Genomic DNA, 15407 nt, shown 5'->3' with positions numbered 1-15407 from the left:
GTGATCGGACGGTCGCGTCACCCGTGCTGCTTGCGGTATTCGCCCGGCGTCACGCCGGTCGTCGATTTGAACAGTTTAATGAAGGAGGCGACTTTGACGTACCCCATGAGGCTGCTGATTTCCTGCACCTGCATATCGGTCTGCAGCAGCAGTTCCTTGCTCTTGCGAATGCGAATTTGCGTCACGTAGTCGGAAAAGGTTGCGCCTGCATGCTCCTTGAATATGCGGCTGAGATGCGCCGGACTTAAATTCAGCTTGTCTGCCACTGTCGCCAGCGACAACGACTCGCCGCAATCGGCTTCTATGATCGCAAATGCACGATCTACGTGCTGGTTGTTCTTCTCCGCGAATGCTTCGCCGATCCGAACCGCCATCGCCGACAAGAGCGTATCGAACCACGTCACCATCGCCTGCCAATCCTGCTGCTGCAGGAACGCCTCCAGCAACCGCGACTGGGTCGGCGCCGGCTCCTTGCTGTCGAAGCGCAGCTCGCGAGCCACTTCAAGGAGCCGAACGAGCAGCAACAGAAACACTTGTTGCGCTTGCGCGAAGCCGGCGCCGCCCGACGACGCGCGAATTTCGCCCGCGATATCCGCGAACAGCCGGAGCGTCTGCGGCTCATCGCCGTTCCGCAAGTAAACGAGCAGCCGCTCCACCTTGTCTCGCGAATAAGCCAGCGGTTCCTCGGGACGCAGCCGCACGTCCTCGATATAAACGATCTCCCCTCCGCTGGCGAGCCCTCGGCCGCGCAGCGCCTCTTCCGCCTCGCGATACGCACGAGGCAAGTCGGCCGCCGTACGGGCGCAACCGCCGATGCCGATCGTACAAGTCATGCCGAACGAAGCGGAAAGCTCGCGTTGGATCGCTTCAGCCGCTCGGAACGTCGCGGCCTTTCCGTTCTCTCCGGCGCCCACGAGCACGAGAAACACCCATTCGGACAATTCCGCAATCGCATGCGGCAAATCGGGATCGATCGCGGACGTCAATGCGCCTATGAGCAGCAATTGCCCGATGTTCTCCCGCTCGATTCCTTCCGTACGCCGACCGTATTCCGCGGCGGAAACGAGCAGCACGCCAAGATGCTCCGGCTTTAGCGGGATGCCCAAATAATCGAGCCGCTCGCGAATCTCGTCTTGGCCGAGCCGGCTTCCGTGGATCAAGGAACGAAGAAACTTCTCGCGATGCGCAGGCAAGCTTTCCTGCAGCCGGCGCGACAAACTCGTCCTCGCTGCGAACGCATCGGTCAGGCTGTCGCGGATGGCTTCGAATTCGCCGGCACCCGTACCGCGATCGTGCCGCTTGGCCGGCGCAACGGACGCCTCCCCGCTGCGGGCAACTTGCAGCAGCCGCATGACCGGGGCGTATATGCTGCGGCTGGCGACGAATGCCAACGCGATCGCAGCCAGCACAAGGCCGCCTGCCAGCGCAAGAAACAGGCGCTGCATACTCGTGACGGCGGCGTAGACGGAACCGAGATCAGTCACGCTGGCGATCGTCCAGTTCAAAATCTGCGAAGACCGCCAGGATACGAGCCTGTTCTCGCGTTCCACCGCGTTTCGGTTGGCCTCGCCGTCCCATGCGGCGATGGCGCGCTGTGCCGTTTCGAGCAACGGTGCCCGGTCCGAGCCGCTATCGTACAACAGCGGCACGCCGCCCGCGGTGAAAACGGCGAGCGTCCCTCCTCCTTCGGCGACCAACTTGCTTAGCACATCACGGTACAGCAGATCCGCATTCAGGTTGATGACGATGCTATACTCGGTTTGCGCCGGACGGAAGACGAGCGATACGGTCGGCAGGAACGCGCCGTCGCTCAGCTTGGCGATCCGCAAATTCATGATGATCGGATACCCGAGCGACGCCTCCGCCAATTTCCGGTCCCATTCGCGATCATAAAATTCCGTTAGCGCAAATTGCGACTTTCCCGATGATTGCTCCGAGGTAAGCACCATGCTTTTGTTCGGATTGACGTAATAGACGGAGTGAATGAAGTCGTTCGACTGTCGCAGCACGTCAAGCGAAGCGAGCACTTTGCCTTTGCTGATAATGTAGTCCGTTTGAGCCGCTTGTTCGACAGCCTTGTATTTGCCGTTCTCGGCGTCGTAGAAGTCGGCCGGTATGTATCGCGCGAATTCGGCAAGCGTATTGCCCGCCATAAACTGGCGGAAGCCATTGTTGATCTGCTTCACGATCAGTTCGAGCGCGTTGACGGATTGGTTCAGATAACGGTCGTTTGCCGTTTCGATTTGTCGACGCATCTCGTGCTGGACGTTATGGTAGAAGAAGAGACCGAATACAGGGATCGGCAGCATGCACAGTAGAAGCATATACACGATCAGCTTCATGAAGTAATGCTTCTGGCGAGCGGATCTGAACAGGTTGCGCAGCATGGCGGCTTCCCCTTCGGACGGATGTCTTGGCGATCGGTAGTAACTTGATTATACGGGAGCGCCTGGCCGTCAGCCAATACCAGCATGTTCACATTTTTCTCCGACTGATGAAATACAAAGGAAAGAAAAACCGATAATCATTTTTTCTACGCTTTCTATTTTGATTATATGTTTTCAATTGATTCTTTTCTTATGCTAAGATTTCAATAAATAAGCCATTCTCTCAAGGAAATTGTTCATTCAACTACGAGAGCCGGGAGGTGCTGCCGGATGACGTCGGCGTTCTATTCAAATAGCCATATTGGTACCTACGAGGAAGGCTGGCACGACAAAGGATTCCATCGTCATCCGACAGCGGAAATCACCATTGTGCTGGAGGGACGCGGATTGTTCGAATGGCCGGAGCGAAAGCATATCGTTGAAACGGGCCATATTATCGCGGTCCCGCCAGAGCTGTCGCACCGATACGCCTCGGTGTCGCGAGTTCGCTTCGGCGTTCTCCACCTTGCCGGATACGAGCTGGAGATGAAGGAACTACTCGACCGGCTTGTCCCGTTGAACGGCGGAGTTCCCCGGCTGTTCGCGTTGTCCCGGCTTGACAAGGAGCGGTTCGAGCGGCTGTTCAGAGAATGGCTGCGGGTTCAGGCTTCTTTTCAAACCTATAAACATCTGAATATGAAAATATGGACGGAAATGCTCCTCCTGTTCCTGCTCGAGCATTTGCAAACCAATCTGCAAGCAATGACGGTGACGAAGGCCGCCGACTACATCCGGGAGCATCTGCGCGAAAACGTCCTGATGGCTGACCTGGCGGAGCTTGCAGGGATGACCGTAGCGGGGTTCCGCCGCCTGTTCGAGATGACGTACGACTTAAGCCCGAAGCAGTACCAGCAGCAATGCCGGTTTCAGGAAGCCAAATGGCTGCTCAGCGCCACCGGCAAGGACATGCAGGAAATCGCCGAGCAGATCGGCTTCAGCCGGCTCCATTCTTTCTCCCAATGGTTCAAGGAGATGGCGGGCATGTCACCCACCGCCTGGCGGCGAAGCCTGCAGTTGCGAGGAGCGGAACCGGCCCAAAATAACGAATTCGCCGGCGCCAAGCCGCCCGGTTCCGTATAACGGACGGCTTGCGGCCTCTGCCAATTAGAAGATTACGGGGATGACTTCGCGTCTACGAATTTTTTTGCGTAAATTGTTGTGCGATTTCCTTAAATACAGCCCTTCCTCCGATCGACTATCCTGTACTTGCAGGGCACGTTATCATTCCGGCTGCGAAGATGACAGTCGCTTGTATTATGGGAGGCAATCGGCAGATGGAACAAGTGAGAGTAGGGATTATCGGAGTCGGCGGTATGGCGGAGCACCACATGAAGACGCTGCGGCAAGTGGAGCGGGCACAAATCACGGCCGTCTGCGACATCAACCGGGAGCGGGCGCGGCACATCGCCGCCACTTACGAGACGACGGCTTTCGAAAGTGCAGAGGAGTTGCTCGATTCAGGCGCTGTGGATGCAGTTTACGTGTGCACGCCGCCTTTTGCCAGGAATGGCATCGAAGCGGGTGTCGCACGCCGCGGCATTCATCTCCTGTCGGAGAAGCCGGTCGGGCTGAACATGGACGAGGTGCGGGCCACAGCGGCCGCCATCAAGCAAGCCGGCATCATCAACAGCTCGGGCTATTGCCTGCGTTACCTCGACACGGTGCAGAAGGCGAAGGCGTATTTGGTCGACAAGCAAATCGGCATGGTGCTCGGCTATCGCATTGGCGGCCTGCCAGGAGCGGAATGGTGGCGCAAAATGGAGCTGTCCGGCGGCCAACTCGTCGAGATGTCGACGCATCAGGTCGACCAGATCCGCTACGTCGCAGGCGAATTTGCATCGATTCATGCCATCCACGAGCAGAGGAACATCCGGAATCAGTATCCGGAAGCGGATGTATACGACGTAGGCGTCCTTTCGTTCACGCTGCAGTCCGGCGCGGCCGGCAACTTCTGCAACACCTCGCTGTCGCGCCATTTCGGACGGGCGGATGTCGAAGTGTTCGGACACGATTTCTACCTCGCCCTGAACGGCAACGGTACGACGCTGCGCATCGTCGACGACGAGCAAGACATCACGGTGAAGTCGAAATACGATTTCTACCTCGAGCAGAGCCGGGCATTTGTGGAAGCGGTGCGCACAGGTAATCAGCAGCTGATTCTGTGCGATTACAACGAAGCGGTGTCCACGCTTGAAGTGACACTGGCGGCGAACGAAGCGGCGAAGACCGGTAAAACGGTGTTCCTCTCTTCCGCTTCTGCCGTACAGCCGACAAGGAGTGAGCCCGATGCTTAAAGGCGTAAATCAATGGTGTTTTCCCGAAGGAACGCCGCTCGAAGAACTGTTCGCGATCAGTAAGGACGCGGGCTACGACGCTGTCGAACTGAACCTGAACCCGGTTGGCGGCGTCGGCCTGACGCCGGAAACATCGGCTGCGGAGGTCGAGGCGATCGGCCGCTTGGCGAGAAAGCACGATATGGAGCTGCGGAGCGTTTCCACCGCTCTGCTGTGGCGCTTTCCCCTCGTCGCCGCCGACCCCGAAATTCGCGAGCAAGGCCGCCGCATTGTAAGCAAGCAGTTGGAGTTCGCCGAGCTGCTCGGCGCCGACACGGCACTCGTCGTTCCAGGCGCAGTCAACGAGGAGACGCCATATGACGTCTGTTATGAGCGAAGCCGGCGGGAGCTGGAGCTGCTTCTGCCGGAAGCGGAAAATCGCAAGGTGCACATCGCCATCGAAAACGTCTGGAACAAATTTCTGCTATCGCCACTGGAGATGAAACAGTACATCGATGATTTTCAATCCAAGTGGATCGGTGTCTACTTCGATGTCGGCAACATTCTCGCCTACGGGTTTCCGCAGCAATGGATTCGGATTCTGGATACGCGCATTCGCAAAATACACGTCAAGGACTTCCGCCCCGGCGTCGGTACCGGCAGCGGCTTCGTACCGCTCCTTTCCGGCGATGTGAACTGGGCAGCCGTCCGCGAAGCGCTGCAGGCGATCGGCTATACCGATACGCTGACTGCGGAGGTCGGCATCTACAAAGGAAATCCGCTGCAAACCGTCTATGATACCGCGCGTCATATCGGCGTGATTATCGGTGATGGCGAAAAATAATATTGTCCTCACAATGAAGGCTACAAGAGCAACTCCTGTAGCCTTCTCCGGTTATTCTTTTATTTCTTTTGCGCAGCGTACCAATCGTTCACCTCATTATAGCTGGCTTCTCCGCCTGCGCTTTTGTATTTCGTGATAAACGCATCCAGGTTCGCAATCGGATCGACGCCTACGATAAATTTGACCGTTTGGTCGTTCAGCATCGTATTCAACGAATCGCTGTTTTTGGAATATTGTTCCATATATGGACTAAGGCCAATTACATCGGACACTTTCGTATTCGCCGGCTCCTTGATGTTCAAGAATGCATAAGCATCGAACAAGCGGGCATCCTTGCGCACGCGAGCCTGCCAATACAGCGGATAGTTCTTCTCGTCCGATCCCGTCAAGTAGCTGCTTGCAAAATTGCGTTCGTCCGTGAAAATGGGCAATATCGGAGCGTATGCGCCATCCTTGAACGTATAATGTTTGTTCTCCTCGCCGATCGTCATGAGGCGGAACGTGTCTTTTTCCAGTTTGGCATCGATCCACTTGATCGCATCCTCCGGATGCTTCGCCGATTTGGGGATAAAGGTCAGGCGATCGAATCCGGTAGGCTGCGACAAGCCGAGCTTGCCTTGCGGTCCTTTTAAGGCCGGGATATAAACCATTTTGGCATTCGGATTATTTTTGATGAGCGCATCCGTAAGCGACGGCACGTTGGACCAATCCACCGCGATCACACCGGCTTTGCCGCTCGTGAATTTTTCATTTACCGTTGTCCCCTGGTTTACAGCGAATTCCTTGTCGAGCAACCCTTGCTTAAACAGATCGTTCATGTAGAGAATATAATCTTTGTAGCCCGTATCATAGGCACGCGGGAGCAGCTTGCCGTTCACATCGTTCCAGGAGTTCGTAATTCCGAAAGCTCCGGCCAAATTGACTACAATCGGTGCGTTGCCGGCAATTGTGAACGGAATATTTTGCTCCTTGTTGCCGCCGGGGTCCTTCTCCTTGAATGCCTTCAATACCGTCACTAATTCATCGGTCGTCGTCGGCGCCTTGAGCCCGAGTTTATCGAGCCAGTCTTGGCGGATCATCAGGGAACTTGCCACATTGCTTAGCGTTTGCGTCGGGATCGCATAGATCTTGCCGTCTACCTTGACCGCATCCAACGATTGTTGCGAGATGGCCGCCTTGATATTCGGACCGTACTTGTCGATGAGCGGACCAAGGTCCACCAGTGCTCCGCGTTTGGCATAATCGGAGTATAACGCCTTGTACATGCTCGCGCCTCCGGTGGTAATCGTATCATACGGTTCGGAGGAAGCAATCAACAGGTTCAGCTTCTCATTCGGATTCTCCTGGGGAAGCATGTCGTACTTCACTTTGTAGCCTGTACGCTCTTCCAGCACTTTGGCTACCGTATACGTGTTGTAATCGGCATTCATCCAAATGCCCAAAGACCGCAGTTCCGGCTTCGGCCCCGACGAAGGCGCCGCAGAAGGAGAAGCGGCATTCGCAGGGCTGGAGCTTGCGCCTTGACTCCCCTGCTCTTTCGTTGCGTTTCCTCCACATGCGGCCAAAGAAGCGGCCATCACACCTGCTAGGGAAATGCCAACCATTTGTTTTGCCCACTTTTTCAAAGTAAAGCCTCCCTTATTTGTTCCAGTTTATCATCTATTCATTAATCCGTGCGGGCGTCCCCGCTGATGGAGTTAATGCATCGCCACACGGTGTCCGGGATGCCTGATGCTTCAGCCTTTCACGGACCCGATCAATACCCCTTTGATAAAATATTTTTGCAAAAACGGATAAACGAGCAGAATCGGAATGGTGGAAGCAATTACTGTCGCGGATCGCACATTATCCGGAGATAAATTCATGATGTCGTCCGACGAACGCATGGACGAGACGGCTGTATTGGCATCCATGACAATATCGCGCAAATAGAGCTGCAGCGGTTTGAGCGCCGGACTGTTGATGTAGATCATTGCGCTGAAGAAGTCATTCCAGTACGCGACGGCATAGAACAACGCAATGGTGGCCAACACCGGCCCGCTGATCGGAAGAAGGATGCGGAACAAGACGGTAAAGGTTTTCGCTCCGTCGATCCGGGCGGATTCCTCAAGACTTTCCGGCAGCCCTTCGAAATAACTTTTGACGACAAGAAGGTTAAAGACACTAATTAAAGAAGGCAAAATAAGCGACCATACATTATCCATCAGCCCAATATTACGAATCAGCATGTAATTCGGTATGATGCCTCCGTTGAACATCATCGTGAAGACGAACAGCACCATCATCATGCCGATACCCGGCAAGTGCCGCCTCGAAAGCGGATAAGCCGAAATCGCGGTAAGCAAAAGCGATAATGCCGTCCCGATAATCGTGATGAATAAGGAAACGCCAAATGATCGCAGGAACTGATCCGAGGTGATAACGTATTGCATGGTCGCAAGCTGGAACCCGACAGGGAACAACCCGACTTTGCCCGATACGACCGCCCATTCCTGGCTTACCGACTTGGCCAGCACATTCACAAACGGGAACAAGGTGGACGCCGCAAAAACAATCAATACGCCATACACGACCGCATCCAAACCGATATCGCTTATCGTTCGTTTTTTCATCGCACTCTCCCTACCAGATGCTTCGTTTCATAAATTTTCGACTCAAGAAATTGCCCGACAGGATAAGCAGGAAACCGATGACGGAGTTGAACAATCCAACGGCCGTGGAGAAACTGTAGTCCATCTTCCCCAATCCCATTCTGTAAACATAGGTTCCGATGACATCCCCTGTCTGATATACGACCGGATTGTACATCGTCAATATTTGTTCGGTACCGGCATCGAGCAAGCTTCCGATTCGCAAGATCAACATCAGGATGATCGTCTGTGCGATCCCGGGCAACGTGATGGAGATCATTTTCTGAATTCTGCCGGCCCCGTCGATGGAAGCGGCTTCATATTGGTCCTGTTCGATGCCGGCGATGGCGGCGATGAAGATCACGGCGTTCCAGCCGACTTCTTTCCACCCTGCCGTAAAAACGAGTACCCCTCGAAAATAATCGTTGTCAAGCAGGAAGGACACCGGCTGACCGCCTAACGATTGGATCACCTCGTTCACGATCCCGGCCGAAGGAGATAAAATGTTGATAAACAAACCCGAAATAATAACCCAGGAAAGGAAATGCGGCAAATAGACAAGCGTCTGCACCGTTTTCTTGAACCACAGTCTTCCCACTTCATTCAGAAGCAAAGCCAACAGGATCGGCAGCGGGAATAACATAACGATCTTGTACATACTGATGATCAGCGTGTTGCCGAACACTTGCATAAATTCATCCGATTGCATCAATTTCTTGAAGTGTTCCAGCCCCACCCACGAACTTCCGCTTATCCCGTCGAAAATGTTGAAATCTTGGAACGCGATGATTACTCCGTACATGGGCGTGTATTTAAATAAAAACAGGAAAACGAGTCCCGGGAGCAACAACGCATAGGTATCCAGATTGTTGCGGATCAGCCGCCGGCGGGTTTTTCTTCCTTCACGTCTTTGAATGCTTGCAAGCGAGCCCTTCAGTTCTGTAGCCAAGTCTCTCATAATCCTCCCATTTCTTGATCGGCATCACAATCTTTCTGTAGGTTTAGTATAGCTAGCCGGAACGGTTAATTATAGGTGGTGATATTTCAATTTTCGGGCTTTTCTTACACTCTGAAGATCCGCTCGGTTGAACAATAACACCCCCCAAATCACGGCAGCCGTGAGTTGAGGGGTGATTGGATTAAGGAATTCAATCGATGGACCGCAAGCCTCATTCGGAATTGCTGCGAGTTGTCCGCTCCAAGCCTATTCGCACGTTCACGATGGTGCCTTCACCCGGCCGGGAGGAAATCGCAATCCCCGAAGTCTCCCCGCCAAACAATTTGATCCGTTCATTGACATTGTACAAGCCGTAAGAACCTTCTTTGCGGTTCCGCAGCGGCGGTTCGGCCAGTAGTCGTCGCGCTTGCTCTTCTTCCATCCCGATTCCATTATCGTCTACTTCAAGCACCAACAGGTTGTCTTCCCGATACGCCCGTATCCGGATCGTACCGAATCGATCCTCCTCCAAATTGCGAATGCCGTGCAGAAGTGCGTTTTCTACGATCGGTTGAAGCGTCAGCTTGGGAAGGTTCAAATCGAGCACATTCGGCTCCGGCTGGATCCGATATTCAAACGAATGCTGGAAGCGGTTCGACTGTAAATCCAAATAAACCTGGGCCAAGTTCAACTCATCCGCAACACTCATGACATCCCGCCCTCCATTCAAGCTCAACCGGAAATACTTGGCGAGTGCGCTTATCACTTGACTTATATCTTGCTTGCCATGTCCGATGGCCATCCAGTTGACCATGTCCAGCGTATTATAAAGAAAATGAGGATTGATTTGCGCCTGCAAAGCGCGTAGTTGCGCTTCTCTTTCCAGCATTTGAGCTTTGTAGGTTTGCTCCATCAGGGCGTGCATCTCGCGTGTCATCGCGTCGACGCTGCGTTCCAGCATCATAAAATTTCCGTCCTGGATCGTATGCGTTTCGTCGAGCCGTTCGATTCCATCCTTGCGGATCATACGAATCACTTGCACCAGACGCTGGTTCATATTCCGGGTGATCAAGCTGAGCAGCACGTATACGAGAACGAGGAATAATACGAATACGAAGGCAAGCGTAACGAGCCCATCCGTTTTTTTGACCTTGATGTTCTCGGACATATCCGCAGCGGGTACTTGTGCGACCACCTTCCAACCGGTTGACGGAATCGTGGCATACATCGCGTAATCGTCTTCGTTATGAAGCTGAAACTTGACTTTGCCTTCCGGGTGTTGTCGAATGGCCGACCATATGTCTTCCTCCACCATCGTGCCGATTCGCGATTTGTCCGAGTGCGCGACAATATTCCCCCGGTCGCCGACAATAAACAGATTGCCGGGATTCGGCAAGTCAGGGCTCGATAACGTGTCCATGATCAAACTTTCCGGTACGTCAACGACAAGAACAGCCGAAACTTGATTAAAGTTTCTGGCATCATGCAGGAGCTTGGCGCTCGAGAAAATATCAACCTCGCCTATGCCGTAATAATACTGCTTGTAAATATCGGTCCAAATCAAAGCCCCTTTTCCTTCCATCACCCTTTCGTAATACGGCCAAGCTTTTAAGCTGTCCAGTTCGAAAAAATTCACATGCTCCTTCGGAAGCATCGTAAAGTCATTCACGAATAATCGCATGCGGTAAATATCCGCATTCGCTTCGACGGTTTCCCCCAAATAGCGTAAATCTTTCAATAATTCCAATTGTCGCGCCATCTCCGGGACGCTGTCTTCTTGCAAGAACCGGTACAGCTCGGGGTTCATCGCCGCTGCATTGCTAATGTCCCGAATATGTCCGAGCCGATAGGACAAATTGGCACTCACCTGTTTGACCGTCTGCAGCATCGAAGTTGACACTTCTTCCTCCAGGATCGCGGCTGTTCGCTGGGAATACGCATATAAAATGACTATGCCGGGAAGTACGATCAATACGCCGAAAACAAATAGCCACTTCCGGGGGAGGCCGAATCGACGGACAATCGATTGGATCTGACCGAATAAATGGCGGAAGGAGTCACGCACGCCGCTCACCATCATTTCCCCGCTTGATTCGATTTGCGATAGTCGCTGAGCGTAAAGCCGGTCAACTTCTTAAACAGCTTGCCGAAATAACTCGGGTCCGAATAACCGACGGCATAACAAATGTCATAAAACTTATTCATGGGATCCGCAAGCAGTTCTTTGGCCTTCTCGATCCGATGCTGCGTTAACCATTCATTAATCGTTTTCCCCGTCTCTTGTTTGAACAGCAAACACACGTAGGTATGAGTCAAAAACACCTCGCGACCGATATCGATGACGGTTAAGTTGTTGTCCGCATACCGTCTCCCGATAATCTCTTTCACCCGATCGATAACATTGCTCATCTTGCCGCTGCGGTTCTCGTTGATGGTTTCACAAATCATGGCCAGATAGGACGCAAGAATGTGGCGCAGCTCGGCGATCGTCTCTTGATGGAACAATTCTTCCAATAACTGCGCTTCTCTTCGATCCAGCTCATTGTTGCGAATATTCAACTCCAAGACGAGTTGTCCCACCAGCAGCACCACCTGCATGACCACATTTCGGGCATTTTTCAGCCCGCCTCGGCGTTCCTGCGCCAACCCTTCGAACAGCTCGTCCAATGCGGTAGCGAGCTTCAGCGGATCTCCGTTCTTCAAGACCGTATACATATTCAAGCTCTCGGTTGGACCAAAGCGATAAGACTTTGCGGGATTTATGGAATTTTTATCCATATTGAGGCTGTCCATCGTCACAATTTGATTTTGCCCGAGATACCATTTTCCCGCTACCGCTTCTCGCGCCTGTACATAGGATTCTGTTAGATTTAGCAGACTGGCCACACGTTCGCCAATTCCGATCGTGACGCTAATCGATAGCCGTTGCTGCAATTGTTCGCGAAGCTGAACCGCCAATTCGTACAACCGCTCTTCAGGTTCGGCGACTTGATTGTGCGGCGGCAGATTATCCGGCCCTCCCGTTTCTAGCAGTTCAACCGATTCCGTTTCCGTTTCCGCATATACGATTCCTACGAACTCCCCGTTGCGATGCTCGATGACAACACCCTTGAGGTGTTCGTTGACCAAATCCTGACAGACGCTTTGAATCGCAAAAAGATAGAGCTGCAATTCCCGCTCCGAGTATTTCTCCCCTACATTCGCGAAGCGGTCGATGGAGATAACGATGACCCAATAAACCGTGTCGACAGGCAGCTTGAGCTCAAGAAAAGCAAGCCTTTCTTGAATCCGATCTTGACGGCTGGCCCCGTCCCGGATCAACGACAACAGGAATTGTTCTTTCAGAAGCGGCATGCTTTCTTTCAGCCTGGCCTGCATCTCTTCGGTCAAGCGCTGGACGGCATGATCTTCGTCCAATTCGGCTGCAACCCGCTCGAGCACGGTCTGTATTTCATGCAAATTGACGGGTTTTAATATGTAATCCATTGCGCTGACTTTCATGGCGGATTTCAGGTATTCGGTATCGTCGTGTCCGCTGATAAAAATAATTTTGATTTGGGGAAAGCGCTTCCGAATTTCTTGCGAGAACGTAATCCCGTCCATTTTGGGCATCAAAACATCCGTCAGCACGATGTCTGGCATCAGTTGCTCCACAGCCTTCAGACCGGCCACTCCATCCTTCGCCTCTCCAACGAGCACCATCCGATATTGCTCCCAATTCATATAGTGGCTCATACCGAATCGGACGGCCGGTTCGTCATCCACGACCAGAACTTTGTACATTGCCCCGCACCACTCCCCCGCATAATATCCACTTATTATAGCAGGGGCTCGAAAGATTGTGCTATAAGCACTTTATCACCGCCGCGGCGGGTTCACATTTTTTCCCGAATGTTGAAATACAATTGAAGTATTCGCTAACAGGAGGACAGGATGCCCAATGCCACAACCGTCGCAAACCTTCATGAGAGGTACGTTATTCTTATCCGTAGCCGCGTTTATCAATCGCATCCTTGGCTTCATCAGCGGGATGTATATAGCCAGAGTGCTGGGTGCGGAAGGAATCGGCCTGTTGATGATGGCCCATCCGCTGGTTCCGCTGGTTATCACGATTACGGAGCTGGGCTTGCCGGTCGCCATCTCCAAGCTGGTCGCTGAGGCCGATGCCCATGGAGATCGGGTCAAGGTGAGACGAATCCTGCACGTCTCCCTGTTCGTCACCGGCATCCTGAGCGTTACGCTGACTACTCTCTCCCTGCTAGGCTCGGAATGGATCGCATCCATTCTCCTCAGCGATCAGCGTGCTTATTACGCCATGCTCGCGATCACGCCCATTGCGCCGATCGTAGCGGTGTCGGCGGTTCTGAAGGGCTACTTCCGCGGGAAGCAGCGGATGCACACCATCGCCGCCTCCGATGTATTGGAGAACACCGTACAGATCGCATGTGTGCTGGCCCTGGTACACCTCTTGCTGCCCTATGGCGTTGCTTATGCCGCCGCCGGCGCTATGTCCGCCTCGGTGGTCAGCGAGATCAGCAGCCTTCTGTTTCTGCTGGCCAGTTACAAGATGCGCGGTGAAGTCAAACTTCCCGGAGAAACATGGGCGGCCCACCTTCGTAACGGTCGATCGACACTTACAGGTCTGCTCCGAATCGGCTTGCCGACCACCGGAAATGGTGTGATTCAGTCACTTTACGGCGCCTTTCAGCCCATGCTCATTACGACAAGCTTGGCAGCAGCCGGCATCGGTACGGCAATGGCTACCAAGCAGTTCGGTATGATCGCCGGATATGCTTTCCCGTTGCTCTTCATGCCCAGCTTCATTACCCAATCGCTTTCCACTGCCCTCATCCCGGCCATCAGCGAGGCGGCTGCTACCAAGAACAGTCTGTTGATGCACGAAAGAATGGAACAGGCTTTGCGTCTGGGCCTTTTTATCGGAGCGCCTGCCACCGTCATCCTGTACGTTTGGTCTACGCCGCTCACAACCCTTATCTATAACGCGCCGGAAGCCGGCTTGTTGCTGAAAATTTTGGCGCCGATGTTTTTCCTGCATTATTTCGATGCGCCGCTGCATGCTATCCTGCTGGGACTCGGCCGCGCGAATGCCACCCTGTGGAATTACGTCATTACCACGATGTTCAAGATTGCCGTCATCTACGTTCTCGGAAGCCAGTTTGGCATTGAAGGAATCGCTTTTGCGCTGGGCTTGAGCATGGTGCTCATTACTATGCTTAACTTCTTCTCGATCTCCGGCAGCATCGGGTTCTACTGGGATATCCGCCCTTATGCGAGGGTCACTTTTTCTATGATTATGATGGTTTTTTGCGGACAGTGGGCGATTGGATACCTGGATGGCTTGGACTTTCCCATGCTATGGAACACTCTCGGATCCGTCGGCCTCTCGTTGCTCGCTTACTTCGCCTCCCTGTCCCTGACAAAAGCCTGGGGTCGGAAAAGCAGAAAAATCTATTCCTGATACATCCCCCTCCCGAAACCAAACGTTCGTTCGCAGCTTATGATGGCATAATATGTTATGATAAACCGGCGAAGCGGCAAGGGAGGATGAACGTTACTTGGATTGGATGATTTGGATTGGTTTGCTCGTACTCATGCTGTTGTCTTATATGGACCGAATGAAAACGATGGGTGCCAAAAGCTGGCTTCTCATCGTCGCCACCTATCTCGCCTGCCAATTTTATGTAAATTTGTTTGGCCTAGTCGTTCCGGTAGGCTTCTTCTTGGGCTGGCTGTATGCAGCGCGAACGAAAAGATTGCATTTGGCCAAAGCGCTCGTCTTCGGACTTATCACTGTCCTCGCCGTCGCTTACGTCCCGAAAATCAGTTTAAGCGAAATCGGAATGGCTGCTCAAATCAAACGGGAAACGGAGCAGTTCAACCAAATCAAAGCGGTGGCTCGTTTCACATCGGATTCAACCATCAACGCCGATATGCAAGCCGCTGCCGATACGTTGAAAAAAAACAGTCCCAAGTCAACCATTCAAGCGGACGATCCTCATGTTTTGTTCGACATCTGGGTACTCCGCAATCGAAATGTGGCGGTTGCCGATTTGGATTGGCTATGGTACGAAGCTCCGAGAGAATTGCACTTCTACTGGCAATCGAACCGTCCCGATCAGCTGACGGACATGGAGTACGTGATTTTCCACGATGTCGGTTATATGGGGGTGTTCAAAAGGGCGAATTCAGCGAGCCCTTACCGGCTGCAATCGATTTACGAGTTTGACCGACTGAAGTGGAATCAGCCGCAGATCCCGTGATTTATGACTAGAACAT

General features: G+C 53.2%; 11 protein-coding genes. 5 read left to right on the top strand and 6 right to left on the bottom strand.

From position 1 onward, the window contains the following. Positions 1-17 precede the first annotated feature (17 nt). Positions 18-2387 (bottom strand): helix-turn-helix domain-containing protein, encoded by a 2370-nt coding sequence (locus tag EXY20_RS08550; RefSeq protein ID WP_135549723.1) that lies wholly within the window; start codon positions 2385-2387, stop codon positions 18-20. Between the two features lie 270 nt (positions 2388-2657). On the opposite strand from EXY20_RS08550, the gene EXY20_RS08545 reads away from it, so the two are divergent. From EXY20_RS08545 to EXY20_RS08535, 3 genes are all read left to right on the top strand, one after another. Next, entirely contained in the window at positions 2658-3506 is an 849-nt protein-coding gene (locus tag EXY20_RS08545) for a helix-turn-helix domain-containing protein (protein ID WP_135549721.1), read from the top strand. Between the two features lie 194 nt (positions 3507-3700). Then, entirely contained in the window at positions 3701-4720 is a 1020-nt protein-coding gene (locus EXY20_RS08540) for a Gfo/Idh/MocA family protein (protein WP_167859092.1), read from the top strand. Next, the gene (locus EXY20_RS08535) at positions 4713-5543 is read left to right on the top strand and encodes a sugar phosphate isomerase/epimerase family protein (RefSeq protein ID WP_135549717.1); all 831 of its coding nucleotides are present in this window, start codon (positions 4713-4715) and stop codon (positions 5541-5543) included. Before EXY20_RS08540 ends, EXY20_RS08535 begins: the two co-directional genes overlap by 8 nt. 59 nt (positions 5544-5602) lie before the next feature. Here the strand turns inward: EXY20_RS08535 and EXY20_RS08530 are convergent, their stop codons facing one another. From EXY20_RS08530 to EXY20_RS08510, 5 genes are all read right to left on the bottom strand, one after another. Continuing rightward, a complete protein-coding gene (locus EXY20_RS08530; RefSeq protein WP_135549714.1) occupies positions 5603-7168 on the bottom strand; it encodes an extracellular solute-binding protein in 1566 nt (521 codons plus the stop codon). 111 nt (positions 7169-7279) lie between these two features. Beyond that, the gene (locus EXY20_RS08525) at positions 7280-8155 is read right to left on the bottom strand and encodes a carbohydrate ABC transporter permease (protein ID WP_135549712.1); all 876 of its coding nucleotides are present in this window, start codon (positions 8153-8155) and stop codon (positions 7280-7282) included. A 10-nt stretch (positions 8156-8165) separates the two neighbouring features. Beyond that, positions 8166-8909, bottom strand: coding sequence for an ABC transporter permease (locus EXY20_RS08520; protein WP_407944899.1), 744 nt, complete (start codon positions 8907-8909; stop codon positions 8166-8168). A gap of 433 nt (positions 8910-9342) precedes the next feature. Then, positions 9343-11187 carry a sensor histidine kinase gene (locus EXY20_RS08515; protein ID WP_268966079.1) on the bottom strand — a complete coding sequence of 615 codons (1845 nt, stop codon included), beginning with the start codon at positions 11185-11187 and terminating at the stop codon, positions 9343-9345. Further along, on the bottom strand, positions 11187-12893 hold the full coding sequence (locus EXY20_RS08510) for a response regulator (RefSeq protein ID WP_135549706.1): 1707 nt from the start codon (positions 12891-12893) through the stop codon (positions 11187-11189). Before EXY20_RS08510 ends, EXY20_RS08515 begins: the two co-directional genes overlap by 1 nt. 157 nt (positions 12894-13050) lie before the next feature. On the opposite strand from EXY20_RS08510, the gene spoVB reads away from it, so the two are divergent. Further along, on the top strand, positions 13051-14589 hold the full coding sequence (gene spoVB, locus EXY20_RS08505; protein WP_135549704.1) for a stage V sporulation protein B: 1539 nt from the start codon (positions 13051-13053) through the stop codon (positions 14587-14589). 97 nt (positions 14590-14686) lie between these two features. Then, positions 14687-15391 (top strand): hypothetical protein, encoded by a 705-nt coding sequence (locus EXY20_RS08500; RefSeq protein ID WP_135549702.1) that lies wholly within the window; start codon positions 14687-14689, stop codon positions 15389-15391. Positions 15392-15407: the final 16 nt, after the last annotated feature.

The organism is Paenibacillus cymbidii, assembly GCF_004764705.1.
GTDB classification, from domain to species: domain Bacteria; phylum Bacillota; class Bacilli; order Paenibacillales; family NBRC-103111; genus Paenibacillus_AN; species Paenibacillus_AN cymbidii.
Note: the sequence above shows the minus strand (reverse complement) of the source record. Positions and strands in the feature narration are given on the sequence as shown.